At 38.2% G+C, this 19,052-nt stretch carries 11 protein-coding genes; 2 read left to right on the top strand and 9 right to left on the bottom strand.

The features are described from left to right. Positions 1-125: 125 nt before the first annotated feature. Positions 126-3,254 carry a glycoside hydrolase family 2 TIM barrel-domain containing protein gene (locus VS868_RS00745; protein ID WP_345598864.1) on the top strand — a complete coding sequence of 1,043 codons (3,129 nt, stop codon included), beginning with the start codon at positions 126-128 and terminating at the stop codon, positions 3,252-3,254. 305 nt (positions 3,255-3,559) lie between these two features. On the opposite strand, the gene VS868_RS00740 is transcribed toward VS868_RS00745, so the two are convergent. The 6 genes from VS868_RS00740 to VS868_RS00715 all read right to left on the bottom strand — a co-directional run bounded on the left by VS868_RS00740 (position 3,560) and on the right by VS868_RS00715 (position 15,074). Then, on the bottom strand, positions 3,560-5,374 hold the full coding sequence (locus VS868_RS00740; RefSeq protein ID WP_345598863.1) for a glycoside hydrolase domain-containing protein: 1,815 nt from the start codon (positions 5,372-5,374) through the stop codon (positions 3,560-3,562). Between the two features lie 73 nt (positions 5,375-5,447). Continuing rightward, on the bottom strand, positions 5,448-6,674 hold the full coding sequence (locus tag VS868_RS00735) for a glycoside hydrolase family 27 protein (RefSeq protein ID WP_345598862.1): 1,227 nt from the start codon (positions 6,672-6,674) through the stop codon (positions 5,448-5,450). 216 nt (positions 6,675-6,890) lie between these two features. Next, positions 6,891-8,192 carry a DUF3472 domain-containing protein gene (locus VS868_RS00730; RefSeq protein WP_266068962.1) on the bottom strand — a complete coding sequence of 434 codons (1,302 nt, stop codon included), beginning with the start codon at positions 8,190-8,192 and terminating at the stop codon, positions 6,891-6,893. 77 nt (positions 8,193-8,269) lie between these two features. Then, on the bottom strand, positions 8,270-10,261 hold the full coding sequence (locus VS868_RS00725) for a glycoside hydrolase family 20 protein (protein WP_345598860.1): 1,992 nt from the start codon (positions 10,259-10,261) through the stop codon (positions 8,270-8,272). Positions 10,262-10,456: 195 nt separating this feature from the next. Continuing rightward, the gene (locus VS868_RS00720; protein ID WP_345598859.1) at positions 10,457-12,052 is read right to left on the bottom strand and encodes a RagB/SusD family nutrient uptake outer membrane protein; all 1,596 of its coding nucleotides are present in this window, start codon (positions 12,050-12,052) and stop codon (positions 10,457-10,459) included. 10 nt (positions 12,053-12,062) lie between these two features. Further along, positions 12,063-15,074, bottom strand: coding sequence for a TonB-dependent receptor (locus VS868_RS00715; RefSeq protein ID WP_345598858.1), 3,012 nt, complete (start codon positions 15,072-15,074; stop codon positions 12,063-12,065). A gap of 422 nt (positions 15,075-15,496) precedes the next feature. On the opposite strand from VS868_RS00715, the gene VS868_RS00710 reads away from it, so the two are divergent. Next, entirely contained in the window at positions 15,497-15,658 is a 162-nt protein-coding gene (locus VS868_RS00710) for a hypothetical protein (RefSeq protein ID WP_266068957.1), read from the top strand. Between the two features lie 43 nt (positions 15,659-15,701). Here VS868_RS00710 and VS868_RS00705 read toward each other — a convergent pair whose 3' ends face one another. From VS868_RS00705 to VS868_RS00695, 3 genes are all read right to left on the bottom strand, one after another. Beyond that, positions 15,702-16,691, bottom strand: a complete 990-nt coding sequence (locus VS868_RS00705) for a Stealth CR1 domain-containing protein (RefSeq protein ID WP_266068956.1) — start codon at positions 16,689-16,691, stop codon at positions 15,702-15,704. 155 nt (positions 16,692-16,846) lie between these two features. Further along, complete coding sequence (locus tag VS868_RS00700) at positions 16,847-17,911, bottom strand: CDP-glycerol glycerophosphotransferase family protein (RefSeq protein ID WP_266068955.1); 1,065 nt, start codon at positions 17,909-17,911, stop codon at positions 16,847-16,849. Then, positions 17,908-18,966, bottom strand: a complete 1,059-nt coding sequence (locus VS868_RS00695) for a glycosyltransferase family 9 protein (protein WP_266068953.1) — start codon at positions 18,964-18,966, stop codon at positions 17,908-17,910. The genes VS868_RS00700 and VS868_RS00695 overlap by 4 nt, the downstream gene beginning before the upstream one ends. Positions 18,967-19,052: the final 86 nt, after the last annotated feature.

Raw genomic sequence — 19,052 nt, 5'->3', positions numbered from 1 at the left:
TATGATGATGTGGGAAGAAACAAAAACTTCAGCTGGAATGGAAAATACCCGGAGGTTCCAAAAATGTCATTTCAACTGAATATTTTTTCCGAAGCTAACCCCTAATTAAATCAAAATTAACCTCTATGTCCATGCGTTTATTTAGAAGTACCTCAACAGTAATACTGGCTTTTTTTTCAGTATTCCAACTTGTGATTGCACAAGATCGTAAACCCGATCCAATATTTGAGAACCCAAATGTGCAGGCAGAAAACAGGCTCCCTATGCGTGCTGCTTATTTTCCTTATGAAAACAAAGAATTAGCCCAAGAGAGGAACAAAGAAGCTTCTAACCGTTTTCTTGACCTAAACGGAACCTGGAAATTTTTTTGGACCGAACATTATAATAATCTTCCCGATAATTTTGAGGCTGTAGATTTTGACGATTCGGGCTGGGACGATTTTAAGGTGCCGGCAAACTGGGAATTTAATGGCTATGGAACACCAATCTATGTGAACCACCCTTTTGAATTTGCCGTTAAGAATCCAAATCCGCCTTTTATTGAAAATGAAAAAAATCCTGCAGGTATTTACCGCAGGGAGATAGAACTCCCTGAAAACTGGAGTGATATGCCGGTATTTATCCATTTGGGAGCTGTAAAATCGGCTTTTAGACTCTATGTCAATGGCGAGTATGTGGGCTTAGGTGAAGATAGTAAACTGGAATCTGAATATGAACTTACCAATTTTGTTAAACCTGGTAAGAACCAGATTACTATAGAAGTGCGTCGCTGGAGTGACGGCAGTTACCTGGAGGCGCAAGATTTTTGGCGCATTAGTGGGATTCAAAGAAATGTCTATTTATACGCCCGTCCAAAAGTGCATTTTTACGACCTCTTTGTTAAAAGTGGATTAACCAATAATTATACTGACGGAGAGTTTTCAGTAGACCTGGAGCTTTGGAACCATACTGATGAAGATCAGGGAGAAAATACAGTAGTAGTTAAACTTTTTGACGCTTCTCACAATGAAATTTATAAAGCTGAACAAAAGACAATTGGTCTTAAGCGGAAGCTTGGAAAAACAGTGCTTCAGTTCAAAGAATTAATTCCGAATGTACACCATTGGTCGGCTGAAACACCAAATTTGTATACTCTCGAATTAACACTTTTAGATTCCGAAGGAAAGGTGAAGGAGGTGATTCACACCAATGTTGGTTTTAAATCTTATGAAATAGACGGATATCAGTTTTTAGTCAACGGTAAATCTGTTTGGTTTAAAGGCGTAAACCGCCACGAATCTCACCCAGAAACTGCTCATGTAATGACACGGGAGCAGATGCGCGAAGACATTCGTATTATGAAAGAGCTCAACATGAATGCGGTGAGACTTTCTCATTATCCAAATGATCCTTACTGGTACGAGTTGTGCGACAAATACGGATTTTATGTTATTGATGAAGCCAATATTGAATCCCACGGGATGTATTACGAACCTGAAAGCACTTTAGGTAACGATCCTGAATGGGAGCATGCCCACATGTTGCGAATCAAAAGAATGGTAGAGCGGGATAAAAACCATCCTTCGATTGTTGCCTGGAGCCTTGGAAACGAGGCAGGGAATGGGTATAATTTTTATAAAGCCTATAACTGGCTTAAAGGCTTTGATCCTACCAGGCCGGTGCAATACGAGCGTTCTACTACCGAGTGGAATACTGATATCATTGTACCTCAATACCCTCACCCGGCGTCTATGGAGCGTTGGGCACAAAGTAACCCCGATCGTCCATACATTATGAGTGAATATGCTCACGCAATGGGAAATAGCCTTGGTAACTTTAAAGAGTACTGGGAGGTTATAGAAAAATACCCTCAACTACAGGGAGGATATATTTGGGATTGGGTAGACCAGGGAATTTACAAGGAGGTAGATGGAGAAAAGGTGTTTGGCTATGGCGGCGACTGGGGGCCTGAAGGTACTCCAAGTGATAATAACTTTTTAATAAATGGAGTTATTATGCCCGATCGTAGCTGGAATCCACACGCGAATGAGGTGCGCAAGGTATACCAGGAAGTAGGTTTCAGTTTAACTGAAGATAAAGAGAAAGTAGAGATCTTCAATAAATATTTCTTCAGGGATCTTTCTAATTATGAATTCTCTGTAGAATTGCTCAAAAATGGAGAAGTGGTAAAATCTGAAAAATTAGGAAGTTTTTCTATAGCTCCAAGAAATACAGTTGCAGTAGAGCTTCCTTTTAGTGTGCCTACAGATACGACAGCAGAATACAGGTTGCATTTTACCGGTATACTTGCTCAGGAAGAAGGTTTTGTAGCCCCCGGTACTCTTTTAGCCGAAGCCGAGTTTGCTGTTACTCCTCCTGTTTCTGAAAACCAGGTTTTAGAAGCTGTAGATTTGAAAGTTGAAGAAAAAGGTGACCTGATAAGCTTTTCAAAAGGTTCTTTTTCAATTAGTTTTAATAAAACAACCGGAAGGTTTTCAGATTATAAGTACAAAAGGGATGTTCTCATAGAAAAAGGTCCGCAATTAAGCCTTTTTAGGCCCCTGGTTGATAATGACTTTGGTGGCGGACTAAACAGGAAACTTGATTATCTAAAGCAGCCTGAACTTGAAGTTGTAGAGTTTACGCATGGTAAAAACGCAGAAGGTGCCACTCAGGTTAAAGTTATTTATGACGTGTTACAGGGAGATGCCAAATTGACCCAGGTTACTACCATCTTCGATGATGGCGTACTCAAAGTGGATAATAATTTTGAAGCCGTTAAAGGGGATCATGAGATGTTGTTAAAATTCGGGAATGAGTTATTGCTTCCGAAGAAATTTGACACTTTTAAATGGTATGGTCGTGGCCCATGGGAGAGTTATGAAGACCGAAAATTTAGCGCCATGGTTGGCATCTACAAAGGAAGTGTTGAAGAGCAATACCATCCTTATATAAGGCCACAGGAATCTGGTAATAAAACAGATGTGCGTTGGGCCGAGATCTCAAATGGCCGTAATACAGGTATCAAAGTAAGTTTTACTGAAGACCTGCTAAATGTTTCGGCATTACCTTACTCTAAGGAACAATTGTATCCTTCTTCAGAAAAAGGACAGGAAAATTCCAGACTCTTGAAAAAAGGGGAACATACCTACCTGGATATTGATTTAAAACAAATGGGTGTTGCTGGTATTAACAGCTGGGGAAGTTTAGCCTTAGAAAAATACCGTATGCCCTTTAAAAATTACAGTTACAGCTATATTATTAAGCCGCTGTAAATTTTTGGTTGAGCAGTAGTGCAGCCTGTCAGATTTTGACCTTACCTAAATCTGGCAGGCTTCTTTATGTTTAAAAAAAAAAAGGAGCTACTTATTAATGAATATTGAATCCGCATCTTCTAAGTGTCTCAAGGAATAGGACACAATTCCGCTCATGGTCAAGATCAGCCTTTATTTACTGGCTGAACAGGAGAATATATAGGCTTAATCCTCCACAAAATTTGAAGGTTATGGAGGTTATGTAGAGGAATTCTTCAGGTGAAAAATGCCATTTTTGACAAGCTTTTTTGGGTACATCAGGCCTTCTAAAAGGAATTGATTACAAGCTTTGCTTTCTCTATTACTTCGGAAGCAGTGGTTTGGTCAAAGTTGTTATTACTGAAAAGATGCAGGATTTCCTCCAATTCTTTTAGAGCCTTTTGATTATTGGTATTTCTGAATTCTTCTTTCAAAATCAGAATTTTTTCATACGCCTGAATGCCTGCAAGGAGTTTTTCAAATCTTATGGAAGTCCTTCCACCGGGATAAACAAAATAGGTGTCTCCCGCAGCCCAGGTAGTAAACCTGCTGTCTAGTAAAGGTTCTTTAACCCAGCTGGCATAAGCCCAACGCAGGTATCCATCAAGACCTTGTGAAGCTGCATACCAGCCATACCATTCGCTCTCGGCCGGCGGACTAAAAGTAAAACTGTTGGGAGCAGCATGTGCACAACTGGTATAAAAAGTACTAATCTTGCTATTGTTTTTACGCTCCTCCTTAACTTCCTGGGGAAATGACTCTTCCATAGAAAGACAGTAGTCATCAATTTCTTCATATAATTCTGGATGGTTTCCACCTGCAAATGAAATCTTGAAATTTGCATCGGCTGCTTTAATGACCTTTATGGTTTCCTGCATCACTTCCATAGGGCGCTCGTCCATAGAAATATAGGTTTTGTGAAACCAGCCTTTTTCTTTGAGATGGGCGGCAAATGAGGTGAGCATTGCGCCCCACATTTCTTCATATTCTTTTTCCCCGGGTTCCGTTTCTACAATTTTCATAGAATTACTGGCTTCATCAAAATATTCAAAGGATAACCGCCATGGCACCATGGAATAGCAGTTAATTTGTTTATCTACGCCCATTTTTATTATGAACTCTACCCACTTATCAAAAGCGGTAAAGCCAAATTCCCATTGCCCATTTATTTTCCGCTTCCAGGTCACCATAGATTGAAAGGGGTCATAGGTTTGTCCGTTCCAGGGTTTATTCATAATAGAGGCAGTAATAGATTTTCCTCCGGCATTGGCGTAATGCTGAATATCTTTTTCCATAGCTTCAAAATGAGCCTTACTCCACAGTTCGGTTTGATAGTAACGTGCAGCAGCGTAAGGGTTTTGCCAAAGATCGAGGTGAAAACGCCATTTTTGAGGGGTTGGTATTTTTCGGTCTTTGACGTTAATCTCAATTCTCAGTTTTTTTATGACTTTTTTGCCATCCAGTACTTTTAAGGTTCCTGTATAGCTTCCGAGAAAAGCATTTTGAGGGATCCATATTTTCACCCATCCGGGACAGGTCGAATTTTTAGGAATTAAAAGGCTTTTAGTGAGATGATCTATAGGGTCGGCCACAAGGGTAGAATCAAAATTTTTAGCGTTTCTGTGACCGCATGCTCCTTTTTTATCTTTATTGAGTTCATCGGTCATTACATAGCGCACAAACCCTGTAGAAATAGTTCTCTGTTCTATTCTCCACTTTTTATTACTGTTATGCACTAAATCGCTCACTTCAAAGGAAAGTTCTAAAGGAGATTTAACTGCCGAAACCACGAATTGGGCAGATACCCGCTCACCCTTCCAGCCGGTCATCTCAACCTTATTGGAAATATCCCCGACCCTGGCTGGTTCCTCTTTTTTGTAGCGAGTATCAGTGTTTCCCCAGCCTATTACATTTTGACGCTTATTCTGCCACAAATGCACCGGAGTAGGAATGGGGTTCGAAACTTCAGAGTAAGTCTCTGGAAATTCATGCTGTCCTGTTATGTTATCGGAAAAATTTTGATCTACAGGATTTTGAGCCCACATTGGAGCATCCAGGAAGAAAAATGCAAATACCAAAAAAACTGACTTGATGATGTTCATAACAAGAATTTAGACTTCTGTAAAAGAAATATAAGTTGAGGTGGTAACTTAAACCAGTGATATTAAAAAAGTGTTATCGACTCAGTTTAAACACTAATGTTTCGTGGGATTGAACTTGGAAATTTAATTTGTCAGTTTTTCTGTAATCTTTTTTGCTCCATACATCCAGCAGTTTATATTTTCCGTCCAAACCTAAACTGCCTAGGTTCTCTTTAAATCTTTGTTTTTTTTCAGAAGTATTTAAGATACCAACTGCATAATTTCCATCGGTTAAAGGTTTCACGAAAACCTGCCAGTTGTCTTTATTAATTACTCTTTTGCCCTGTTTGCCCAATGGATCCTGATCTATGGCAATTATATCTTTATTAGTTAGAATTCTCTGGGTTTCTTCATCCATATTTCTCACGTCATTGCTTATCATCAATGGGGCAGCTATAAGAGACCACAAACTCATTTGGCTTTGATATTCGGTATTTGTGGCACCATGACCACCCTGATCTCCAGAAGGGCCACTTTTGCCATGAAGCCCCACCACAAGCATATCTGGGTCATTCCATCCTCCCGGACCGGCATATTCATCCAGTTCAGCATTGATTTCCAGAATATCAAGTATTCCATAACCAATACTTTCTTCATGAAGGTTGGTGCCTTCGGGAGCGTTTGCACTCCATTTATCCCGAATATCATAAGTGGTTCGCCACAACTGTCCGCCAGCCTCTTTAGCCCATAGCCAAGGCTCCCGCTGTCCCCATTCACATACAGAAAACACGATCTGCCGCCCAGAATTTTGCAAAGCATCAGCCATTTTAGAGTACCTTTTCTCTGCAGTTTTTCTATCGGTTGGGGCACCACAGTAGTCGTATTTTAAATAGTCTACATCCCAGGATGCAAAAGTTTTGGCGTCTTGTTCTTCAAACCCCAGACTGGCTGTGTACCCGGCACAGGTAAGTTGTGCCGCATCGGAATAGATACCAAGTTTCATTCCCTTGCTGTGAAGGTATTTTGCCAGAGCTTTAATTCCTGAAGGAAATTTTTCAGGATCGGGAATTATATTGTTTCTTTTATCGCGACCTCCCTGCCAGCCGTCATCAATAAAAATGTACTCATAACCCAGCTCTACAAGACCTTCCTCTACCATAGCATCGGCCATAGATTTGATGTCTTGTTCATTAATATCATCTCCAAAATAATTCCAGGTCATAAATCCCATGGGGGGAGTAGGAGCCAACAGGGAGTCCTGGGCACTTGAAAACAATGAGAAACAGAGTGCAAGCAGTAGAATTAGGGGTTTAGGCGTCATAGTAATTGTGTTAAGAAGGTTAAATACAGGTTATTCAGTTTTTAGAATACGATTTACAATTTAGTATAAAGCCAAATTTTTCAGTCTCGAAAGTATAAGCTTTTAATTTTGAGTTATATAATTCATTATTAGATAAATTCGTAATCGAATAATTTACCTTTTGTTGTGATAGCTACTAAAAATTTAATTATTTAAAGGAAAGATGTTGATTAGGATCTACGGAAGATTTTCAAATTTTATTTGAGGAGCAGAACCATTTTCCTTGCGGCTAAACTCTGTTTCAACTTGAGTAAAATCGTTGAAAAATCCACAGTTCTTCAAATAATAACCTTCATCGATTTCACCACCTGCATAATCCAGCCGGTCTTTTTGGTTAGCCGTGGCATCGGCTGTAAAGATAGCCTTGGTGAGTTCTATCCAGCCCTTGTCTTTATCATAGATCCACTGGTTTTTATAATGAGCTTTTCGAGCAGTATCACCGGTGGCAGGCACAAAATTTTCTAAGAAAGAATATAAATTACCAAGGTAATTACTTGCCTTGGGTCTTTTAAAACTGGCGATAAGCTCCCACTGGTCTTTTTCAGGTGTGTAAAAATAGGCGGTATAGACAGTATGATCGGGACCGGCAGGTTCGCCTTTTAATAGGAAACGGTAGGTTGTTCCTGCTTTCCACATATAGCGTTTAAAACTTTGCCCGCCTGAACCTTCGTTGCCGAATTCGCCCGTATTCACTCCGTCGCCTTTTTTAAGTAATACGATTTTCTGGTCTTCGGGGATCTCAGCAGGATCTTGCGTGTCGTAAGGGCTCCATACCGAGAAAAGAATGCGGCGTTCGCTCTCAGAATTTACCTGTATGCCAAAATAGCCGTGAGAAAATCCGTTTGCCATATAATAGGATCCAATTACATCTTCGCCTTCGGGGACTTCTATTTCGTTATAAAAATATAGTGTTTTTTCACTTTTCTCCGGAATAGGGTAGCGGAGGTGTACAGAGGGACCCCGACGCCCAAAATGGAAATTGTCTATTACAAAATTCACATCGCCTTCTGCAGCATTTCCGGCTAATAAGACTTCATTTATATCCACAGAAACATCTGGATCTGGCTGTAATATTTCCAAAATAAGTTCCTGGTATCCAGACTGGTTGATTGGATACTCTCCCAGGTAAACATCACCAAAAATGTCATTTTTGAGAGGTATTTTCTTACTTATACCATTTAAAGTAGCCTTTAAAATAACTTTTTCAGAAGAGGTCTTTAAGTGTAAGCCCACACTTAGTTCGCCTTGCCCTGAAATCCTGAAGTAGGTCTTTAGAGGTTCGCTGCCGTTCCAGTTTCGGATTCCTTCTTTTGTTATAGTTTGATGATCGTGCTGTTCATTGTGGGAAATCCATGAATTTTCTCCTGCGGGAATGCGTTGTGTATACTGTACCGATGCTTCTTTAGAAGACTCCTTATTTTCACAGGAAATCAGGAGAATATTTAATAGAACGATTACTAAAAGCTGGAATTTTTTCATTGTAAAGACGATTATTAGATTATTCAGAAGAAATTGAAATTAATGACTCCAATTCATTTTAGAGACCCAATGGGTGGTCAAAAAGGTCTTTTTTCTTCAAGCTGTTTTACTTTAATATTTTGGATGACACCCTGAAAGACTGATTCTACTGAGGAGCCAAAGAATTCTAAAGGAATCAAGGTTTGGATATTCTTACTTCCAATTAATTTTCCATCAGCGTATAAAGTGGTTTTGCCTTTTTCACCCAATATTCTCAAATGAGTTGTTTTGTCGATAGGAATATTATGTTCAAAAATTATCACATTTGGTTTATGAGAGGTTAGCGGGGTATCTCCTTCTGTTTGATTTGCCCGAACAATGGCAATACCTCTTTTTGTGTATGAGGTGTCATTTTCCTTAAAAGTATATTCCAAATCTGTATAAACTGTGGCCAATTGTGAAGATAACAGTGCTTCTTTACCGGGAGAGGAGCTTGTTCTTTTAAGGGTAATTTCTGCAGACCAGGGATATTCTAAATTCTTTAATGTTGTGCAAGTCTCTTTTTTTGAACTTCCGGATAAATCAATTTTATTTTTGCTGAGTATGATATTTTCATTCGTGAAATACCGTGACAGGATCGAAGTGTTCGGAATTTTTATTAAAGCTGTTGCTTTACTATTAAATTCTTCTACCGAGTCGTAGGCTTTTGTCCCCCACATTTTTTCAGAAAAAACAAATATGGATGGCAGCACGAGTCGTGCAATTTCAGAAATATTGTATCCTGTGGGGCCAAAGTCATTCCAGATATGTAATTTACTTCCCAGGAGATTTTGATCACCTTGCGACAGGTTTTGTTCCTTTTTATTACTAAAGATGAGAGGGCTCCATTCTTCATAAATAAATTTATTGTTCACCCCGTAATAAGGAGCTCCGGGAACTATGTAGGAGAAATAGTGGGAAGAATTAATTAAACTATATCCTTCCTGGGATTTATCTTTGGCAGCACTGGTTTCCCACATGTCTATGATCACATCATTGTCTATTGTTGTGTTACCTGGCATATTTTCAAATCCGGACCAGATTCGGGCATTTTTTCCGTGTTTTTTGACAACTGTATTAAAGTGATTTATATATTTTAGGAATGTGTCTCCAATTTTAAATTTGAGGGAGTCGTCTTTTATGCTGTTAATACGATACTCATCTGTACCTAGATGAAAATCTGGAGCGTTAAAATGAGGAATAACTTCTGCCAGGATTTCTTCCATAAATTCGTACGTATCTTCATTAGTAATATCCAGGTAATTTGGACTTAGCCAAGGGCTCTTAAGATCGGGTCGTATATTTGTAAAGGCCAGGGAATGCCCAGGGGAATCTATCTCTGGTGTAATCGTAATACCGTAAGAGGCTGCAAAATCCTGAAGTTCCTCAATCTCTTCCCAGCTATAATAGCCATCTTTTGCTGTGAGTTCGGGATATTTTTTGCTTTCCAGGCGGTATGCACTGTAACCTCCCCAGGAATTATCACTAAGATGTAAATGAAGTTCATTCATCTTTACCCAGGCCATAATCCTAATAAAATCCTTCAATTCATCTACAGTAAAAAACTTGCGGGCCACATCAATCATCAACATACGTTTTTCGTAAGTTGGGAAGTCGATAATTGTGCCGGCTGAAAGTTTACCATTTTGGTTAGCCTGAGAGAATAACTGCAGCAATGTTCTGGTAGCGTGAACCAGGCCATTATATGAGTCGGCTTTTATAGCAGTATTCATACCCAGTTCTATCCGGTAAGCGCCCTTTTGAGCATGAATATTCAAATACGCTGTGTCAAATTCCAAATTTAGAACAGAATCACCCGGAGCATCTATAAGGGGAATTCCAAGATCTATCAGTTCAAGTTTAAATCTGTTTAACAGTAGTTGTTCTTTATCATTAATATTAGAAGGGAATTTTACATGTATTGCTTTAAAATGTATTTGACTTCCCGTGGGATTCCACTGTTGGGGTGCAGGAATGATATTTATGGAATTTTGGGCAAGAACACAGAAGTGGACTAATGCAACAATAAAGGTTAGAGTTAATTTTTTCATGAAAATCGGGGGAGGAGTTATACAATTAGCTACAGCCTGATACAGGATCTGAGCAACAGAAACAAAAATATAGTAAAAGCCCTGCGGAAATTTCAGCAGGGCATTACAATAGAGGCTAAAATTCAAATAGTTAAATAGTGTATATTTTGTTTCTTCTAAATATTTAAATAAATTAAAATAATAAATGACAAAGTTTTAATATCCTGTATTATTCGGTTTTAAGTTAGGATTTTTATCAATTGCCCCCTGTGGAATAGGTAAGAGATAGTTTTTAGGAGCTTGAAATTGACGGTTCTCAATTAAGTTTGCAGGGAGGTTCAAAGATACATTATGGTCCCCATTTGGTTGTGTGGATTCGAGAACTGTTCCTCTTTTCACACCTATTAAATCTCCATTAAGAACATCACCGGCAATTTCCCAGCGTATTATATCATCTCTACGTAATCCTTCCATAGCAAATTCCACGCGACGTTCATTTCTCACCAATTTTCTTAAACTTTCTTGAGATGAATATTTAGCCCTGTCTACTGCAGGCATATTTGCTCTTAACCGTACTTTATCTATGGCTTCATATAGTTCATTGTCTATTTGTCCTAACTCTACCTTCGCTTCAGCAATGGTTAAAAGCACTTCGGCATATCTAAAAATATAAATATCATTACCCATATTCCAATACGGTGAACCTGGATCTAAATCCATAAAAGTTGTATACTTTTTAAAATTATAACCAGTTTTAGAAGCATTGTCGGCTGTGTTGTAGTAGTCATTACTGCCTTCTTCTATAGATCGGTACACCTGGTTTGCAAAAACCTGACCTGGATAAACAATCGTTGCTCTCAATCTTGGATCCCTGTTTTTGTATGGATTGGAGGGATCATACTCTCCTGTTTCTCTGGCTTCTTCGATGGTTTTCCCGTCAGCCATTTCAAAGGCATCTACTAATGATTGTGTAGGAACTACTGAAGACCAGCCCCCAAGTCCATTGGGTAAAAACGGAGTAAAATCCCTAGCATAAAAGTCTGCAGTGTGCTGTACCGATAAAATCACTTCGCTGTTTTGTTCATTTGCCGGATCAAAAAGACCTTCAAAAGTTGGGTTTAATGAATAGCCAGATATCTCTTTAGCAGTTGTCAAAGCTTTGCTGTACTCTTTAAAGTAGAGGTAATATCTCATAAGCAATGCTTGAGCTGCGCCCTTTGTAGCTTTACCATATTCTCCTCCGGGATAAGATTCTGGGATTACTCCAATTACATCCTTTAATTCGTCTTCAATAAATTTGCGGATGATCTCCCGGGAATCTCGTGGAACTTTAGCTTCTTCGGGAGTGGCAAAGTTTTCGGTAATCAAAGGTACATCGCCATAATTCGTAGTAAGTACATAGTAATTATATGCTCTAATAAAACGTACCTGAGCTTTATAAATGGCCCTTTTTTCTTCTGAGACTTCAGTTGCTTTATCTACATTTTCAAGAAATTCATTACTTCGGTTTATGGTTCCAAAATTATAATATGAAGCCCCCGGGTCTGCTGCAGAAACATTTCCATTACCTATGTTGGTCCAGCCTTCCCATGGGAAATTATTATATGCGTTATCTGAGCCTGCATCACGGTACATCAGGGAACCTCCACTTTCAAATCCATTATATATTCCCGTGAGTGCCAGCTCTAAATCTTTTTCATTTTTCCAGAAAGTGGAAGGGGAGAGAGCGTCATTTGGTGCTGTTTCTAAAAATGAATCGTCACAAGCACTTAACGTAACTACTATTCCCAGTAAGTATATTATTTTTCTCATATTTTTTAAATTAAAAAGTTAAGTTCAATCCTACCGAATTAGTCATTACGACTGGATAGCTGCTACCACGTCCTGATGGTGCTTCTGGATCCCATCCTTTGAGATAATTTGTAACTGTAAAGAGATTTTGGGCACTGTAATACACTCTAAGGCGTGAGATATTCCAGCTTTCTAAAATATTTTGGGGAATGTTATATCCAATTTGAAGGTTTTTCATCCTCAAATAATCTGTGCTCCTCAACCAGTAACTTGTTGTTGAGTTTTGTGGCATACTAGGGCCATATATTCCATCTACGAGTCGTGGTACACTAGTGTTGGTATTAGTTGGTGTCCATCTATCTAACCAAATGGCAGATGGTTTTTGGGCATCGCCGTTAACGGCTCCAATAGCATCAAAATCCATATAGCCATAAGCACCTGTTGCACCTTGGAAGAGGGCTAATAAATCAAAGTTTTTATATCCCAAGTTTAAATTAAAACCAAAATTGAAATTTGGTGTAGAGTTACCTAATAGCACCCGGTCATCGGCATTTACTTCGCCATCTCCATTGGTGTCAACATATCTTAAATCACCTGGCTTTATCTGGTTGCCATATATTGTATTGGTGGGATAATTATCAATACCTGCCTGACTTTGGTGTAAACCATCTGTTTTATAGCCGTACCAGGCATCCAGAGATTTTCCTAATTGGCGAATTTGGCGTCCACTAATAATTTGATCGGTTCCTGCCAGTTGAACCAATTCATTTTTATTGTAGGCCAGGTTTGCTCCAAAGCCAAAATCAAGGTCTCCAAATGTATCCCTGTAATTCAGGGTAGCTTCTATCCCTTTATTGTCAAGTTTTCCAACGTTATCGAAGAAGTTATTTAAAGCAAATTCATTAGGCGCCGGCACTTGCATAATAATACCTTCGGTAAGTTTTTTATACACATCTACAGTTAGATCTAGCCTGTTAAATATTCGTGTGTCAAGCCCTAAACCATAACTGGTAGTTTTTTCCCAGATCAAGGCTTCGTTTTTTGCATTTATCACGGCAGCACCAGGAGTTATGGTGCTATTAAATGGGTAGTCGGCACCTAATCCTAAGGTAGGAATTGTTGGGTAATAGTCATCTAAGGCATCCTGGTTACCCAGCTGGCCCCATGAGGCTCTAAGTTTTAAATCATTAAATATGCTTTTGGCGTTTTCAAAAAATGCTTCTTCTGAAATTCTCCATCCTGCCGAAAAGGAGGGGAAAACTCCCACTCTGTTGTCTTCAGCAAATCTGGAGGAAGCATCAGCGCGTACATTAGCCTCAAGTAAGTAACGTCCATCAAAATCATAATTTATTCGGCCAAACCATGATACCATATTTAAATCTCTTGTATAGCCTGAGTTCTTCATTCCATTGGTAGACCCTGCATCTAAATTGGGGAGTTCGGTACTTGGGAAGTTTTCACGGTAGGCGGTAGTTCTTTTATAATTAAAAGATTCGGCATGATAACCAGCTAATACCGCTACATTATGTACTTCATTTAGCGTACTAAAATAATTGGCTGTTAAATCTAATGTGTTTCGTGTGCTCGAGCTTAAATCTTCAAGTAATTTTGTAGGCCCGTGATATTTCGAAGGGTTGTATTGAATCTCTTTATTCATTTCTGAATTATCAGATTCAACATTTCTATGAGAAACTAACGCTTTTACATTAAGGCCTTTCATTAAATCAACTTGAACTGATCCAATACCTACAAATGTTTTTCTAAGGTAATTTATTTGTGGGCCCATATCCAGCCAGGCTATTGGGTTACCATCTGAAATTGTACCGTAAGTTCCATCTTCATTTTTATAAGGAATCCAGGGGGCAATTCTATTAGCTTGTCTTATTATTTGGTCTATACCACCTCCTACATACGCATTATTTGGTTGTTCACGATCCATCTGAGTGTAGGATAGATTCATATTTGTAGTAAGCCATTTCTTGGGGGTAAGAGTTAAATTAAGCCTCCCGTTATATTCGTTCTTTCCAGTATGTTTAATTATACCTTCTTGTTTTTGATGATTTATTGATGCCCGATATCTAGTGAAATCTGAACCTCCGGATATTCCAAAGTTATTGGTCATTACAAATCCTGAGCCTTGATAGAGCAGGTCTTGCCAATCTGTATCTGGATGTCCGAAAGGATCTGAACCATTACGGAATAATTCCAAATCTTCTTCACTGAATTTTGCTGCTTTTCCGCTATTTTCTAACGCTTCATTGTAAAGAGTGGCATAATCATAAGATCCTAAATAATCTGGAAGTTTAGTTGGAGACTGCCAACCAATATCACTTGAAAAATTGACGGTGGGCTCACCATATTTACCGGTTTTTGTGGTTATCAAAATCACTCCATTCGCAGCTTTTGACCCGTAAATAGCCGCTGAGGCTGCGTCTTTTAATACCGAAATACTCGCAATATCATTGCTTTGTACATCATTTAAGGAGCCTTCCACCCCATCAATCAAAACCATTGGGGAGGCCTGGTTTAAGGTGCCTGTTCCACGAATTCTTATAGTCCCGCCATCAGCTCCTGGCATTCCTGAAGATTGCCTTACAGAGACTCCCGGCAGAAGACCCGAAAGGCCTGCAGAAACGCTCGTTATAGCTCTGCTTTCAAGCATATCTCCGTCTACAGAAGCAACAGATCCGGTAAGATTTACCTTTTTCTGGGTGCCATAACCCACCACTACAACTTCATCTAAAGCAGCGGCACCTTGCTGGAGCGCGATATCGATTTCGCTTTTGTTGTTAATATTAATTTCCTGAGTGGTGTAGCCTAAGTATGAAATTACTAAAGTTGCGTTGGCGGGAGCCTCAAGGACAAAATTCCCATCAAAATCTGTCATGGTGCCATTAGTAGTACCTTTTTCAATGATGTTGACACCTGGAATGGGGATTCCTGAATCATTGTCTACGACTTTTCCGCTTACTTCTACTGTAGTTTGTCCCAACATAATGATGGAGAAAAGTAGAAAATAAGTGGTTATTACGATTTTTTTCATAAGTCTGGTAGGGTTGTTTTTGGTTAGTTTTAAGAAGTTCAACAGAAATTAAATAGTAAACGAAAGAATTTATTCTTCGATAACTTCTGCTAAGTTATGTTTTTGCGTATTAATTCCAAACAAAATATTAATAATTATTTATGGAATTATGAATGTTTTGCTGTTTGTGAATGTATATTTTGTAACGTATGCCTTATGATATAGGGGTTTTGCCTCAATTTTGAAAATTTTTTTTAAAATTGTAAAATTGGAGGTGTATATAAATTAATTCAAATTCGGAAGTATTAATTAGCTAAATAATAGCTAAACGAATGTTTCTAATTTCCGAAATATTTCATTGTCTTTTGTAAAGACAAATTTTTTCATAGTTTTAGTTGAACATTTAAATTGTCAACTTTATCACCCATCTTAAAACAGAATTTGTGAATATATACACGCAACAGGAAATTACAGGGCAGCCCGAAATATGGCGGTTAACCTTTGAATTGATTCAGCAGAGATCGAAGGAAATAAATGAATATTTACAGCCTATTTTGGCAAAAAAAGGAATTGCAGGTTCTCCTGGCTGGTGCTGGGGGGAATAAAGTTTCTTTGGCTTTCGCTTTGCAGCTTTAAAATAGGAACTTTTTAGTTATTGTTAAGTTGTTTTTCTATCCAATTCAAAATATAATCTAATATTTTATCGTTTGCCATATCCAAACTTTGGAAGGTGACGAAAAGTTTTCTCTGATCTTTTTTATACCACTTCAGCTTTAACTTGGTCAACCATAGATTTTTGTATGATCTAAAATATGTTAGTTGTGAATAATTCCGATAATGATAAGTATCATTTTGAATTTCCAGATGCTCAGATAAGGAAGATAAAATAAATTGATTTTCATTTCTAAACCTGTGCTGGATGTTTTCTCTTAATACAGAATCTTGTTTAAAAAAGTTAACAAGAGTTGACTTTCTAACACTAACCGGAGTGTGGAAACGTCTAACATACTTATCCATTTGAGCTAATCTGGCGCTATTTTGTTGTAATCTCTTAAACCCCGTATTTTTCTTCTTTATGGGAATGTTCAAAAGATTCAACACAGCATGGTATTTTTTTCTTAATACCCTGTTCTCATTAAACTGTTGCCATTCACCTCTTATAATGGGTTCTCCATCAATAAAAAAATCATCTACTGATGTTTCTTTCATTATGAAAGTATCATCATTGAAAATAATAAAGTGCTCAGATAAGTTGGGTATCTTAAATAACATAGAGATAATGGAGCACGAGTTGAAAGTGGGTAGATATTCTTCAAAACCCCTAAAAATAACTTTGTGATCAACAAGTTCAAGGTTTACTCCATTCTTTAGAGCAAGTGATTGCAGGGAATCAAAGGACTCAGGCGACTGATTATCGGTTACCAGGAAAATATTCTTAATAAAAGGAGCAAATTTAATTATCGATTTAATTGCAATGTCTATTTCTCCAATTGAATTATATCTTTTAAGGTGGTTTTTAGAAGAGAAATTAATTTTAGATTCAGAATAAGTATTAATCTTTTCCTGCCAATTTCTATCATTTCCATTCACCCACGTGATAACGGCATCAACTTGAATATTTTCTACAGGTTTTGTCATTCAGTAAGAGTTTAATCAGAGATTTTTATTTCAGGAAGTTAATTTTGAGAAATAAATAATACCAAAATTATGGATAATCTTTATAGATCATGGTTATAGGTATACTAAAATCATGAAAATCACAATAATAGTAAAAAAAGTATAATTAGTTGGTGTTATTTAATGGTTGGGGGTCTCCGATATGTTTTAAGTGGAAAATAACTAAGCTTTCTTCGTTCTTTAAATTTCCTTATAAGGTTCCAGGGTTTCGGCTTAAGTTCTGTTTTGTCTGCGTGAAGAAATTCCAGGCAAGCATCAATTAGTCTTTTGCTGGATATTCCATCCTTATACGGATGCACTCTCTGATTAAATTCCTTGATGTTTTCCAGAAGTTGTACTTGTGGGTCGAGAGCTTCGGTAAGTGCAACTTCCACATCCCTTACTTCAGTAACATTAATGAGCTGTGGTCCGGGTTTAGAATTTCTAAAGGTAACCACCGGTTTTTCCTGCAGTAAGAACTCTGTAATAACCGAGGTAGAATCTGCAAGCAACACATCTGCTTCCTTAAAAAGAGGAATTAGGTTAGTGGTTTCATAATAGGTGAGATTTTCATTCTGAATTTCCCGAAATTTATTAACGATTTCTTCAGGCAATTTTGGATGCAGTACTACCTTAAACTCCCATTCTCCCCTTTTTGAAAGTCGCGTAATTTCTTTGACCACATCATCATTATAGGCGAGGCTAAGTCGTTCGGTAAATGTTGAGGCAACCAGAATACACGGTTTTTCCCTGGGTTCATCATGTACAGGAAAAAGAGGATCCAGTTTGGGCCAACCTGTCTCGCGTACCTCGAAGTGTTTGTGTTTTTTTTGCAGTTCTAAAAATATTTGAGTGGTTGAAGGCCCGTGTGTACAGTAAAGATCAAAGAAACCTCTTATCCTGAAATGTCCTTTTTTAAAGTTTCTTTTGCTGGTTTCAAAGCCATGAAACACCTGAACTTTTAGCCCTGGAATAAAATCGGCAATGGTATTAGTGATACTTAGAACCACGTGAGGTTGATAATCCATAACCTCTTTAATGTTATCAAGTGCTTGTTTTTCACTGCTGATTTTTTCTCGGGTCTCTTCCCGGTCGGCAAACCATTTTACCTCATATCCACGTGCTAAAATTTCTTTCTCCAGTGGCTCTCCAATAGGGAATGCGTATGAATAGCTAATGTAGATTAGGAAGCGATAATTCATAGGTCGAGGTTTTTAAGAAAGGATTCCAGCTTTGGTTGAATTAATTCAGGTCTAAACACTTTATAGTATTTCAGGTTTTTTGCCCTAATTTCCTTTTCTTTTTTATTCTGAAAAAGGCTGGGCTCATAGTCTTCCAGATGAACAGAAACTTTATCTCTGTCATCACAGTAAATTCCCCAGTAATTCTTTTTTATAGAAGGGGAATGTATAGAAAAAGTAGGGACTGCCAGTGCTTTGGCAATATTAGCTGCTCCACCTTCATTTCCTATGAAAATATCACAGTTGGCACAATTTGAAATATAATCTGCCAGTTCCCTGGCGTATAGGTTGAAAAATATCCTGGACCTGGTGGTTTCAGAGCATAGGTTATAGATAGCAATAGCTTCTTTTTCCTGTGATGGTGAATAATTAAATAAAATCTGACTATCCTTTACCTGGTTAGCCACGGTATCGAGAAGTTTGGACATATAAGCAGGAGGATAGCTCTTGTTGCCGGAGCTTCCTAAAATCCCACACATAATAAGAGGATTACTATGACAAATTCCGCCTTGTTCAAGATGAGTAGCGGCTTTTTCTTTCTGAAGCTTTTCCAGGTATATTTTTGGACGGGAATGCATAGGAAAATCCGTATGAAAGGCCTGTAAAAACTGCATTCTGTTTTCTATAGCCAGCCCGGCACAGGTAGACGGATTTTTTATATTCTGAAAGGTTTGTGAGTAAAAAGGACTGGTATATTTCTTATGATAACTCAGCCTGCAGCTAGCTCCCGATAATAAGGAAATTATTCCTGTACTTATCTTGGAATATATATCGATGACATGGGTGTATTCTTCTTGCCTGATGCGATTAACAAACTGCAGAAACCTGAAGGGGTTCTTATTAAGCCCCGAATTATAAATAATGAATTTGTCAATAAAAGGATTGTTCTCAACAACCGGTAAAGTGTGAGGCTGAATGAGGTAATGAAGTTCTGCTTTTGGGAACTTCTTGTGAAGGGCTTCAAATAAGATTGAGGATGTAAGTACATCCCCAATCATTTTTTGCTGTATGATCAATACCTTCATTTAACTAATCCCTCCAAAGGAGAGAATTCCTTTACTTACACAGACCGAATATGTTCTTTCCAACAGAATGAAAAAGT

This window comes from Salinimicrobium sp. 3283s (assembly GCF_039602225.1).
Classification (GTDB): domain Bacteria; phylum Bacteroidota; class Bacteroidia; order Flavobacteriales; family Flavobacteriaceae; genus Salinimicrobium; species Salinimicrobium profundisediminis.
The sequence above is the reverse complement of the archived record's forward strand: the minus strand, read 5'-3'. Positions and strand labels throughout refer to the sequence as shown.

Excerpts from the sequence above, each read along its gene's own strand:
- VS868_RS00745 (WP_345598864.1), top strand. The coding sequence starts at position 126 with ATGTCCATGCGTTTATTTAGAAGTACCTCAACAGTAATACTGGCTTTT.
- VS868_RS00740 (WP_345598863.1), bottom strand. The coding sequence starts at position 5,374 with ATGAACATCATCAAGTCAGTTTTTTTGGTATTTGCATTTTTCTTCCTG.
- VS868_RS00735 (WP_345598862.1), bottom strand. The coding sequence starts at position 6,674 with ATGACGCCTAAACCCCTAATTCTACTGCTTGCACTCTGTTTCTCATTG.
- VS868_RS00730 (WP_266068962.1), bottom strand. The coding sequence starts at position 8,192 with ATGAAAAAATTCCAGCTTTTAGTAATCGTTCTATTAAATATTCTCCTG.
- VS868_RS00725 (WP_345598860.1), bottom strand. The coding sequence starts at position 10,261 with ATGAAAAAATTAACTCTAACCTTTATTGTTGCATTAGTCCACTTCTGT.
- VS868_RS00720 (WP_345598859.1), bottom strand. The coding sequence starts at position 12,052 with ATGAGAAAAATAATATACTTACTGGGAATAGTAGTTACGTTAAGTGCT.
- VS868_RS00715 (WP_345598858.1), bottom strand. The coding sequence starts at position 15,074 with ATGAAAAAAATCGTAATAACCACTTATTTTCTACTTTTCTCCATCATT.
- VS868_RS00705 (WP_266068956.1), bottom strand. The coding sequence starts at position 16,691 with ATGACAAAACCTGTAGAAAATATTCAAGTTGATGCCGTTATCACGTGG.
- VS868_RS00700 (WP_266068955.1), bottom strand. The coding sequence starts at position 17,911 with ATGAATTATCGCTTCCTAATCTACATTAGCTATTCATACGCATTCCCT.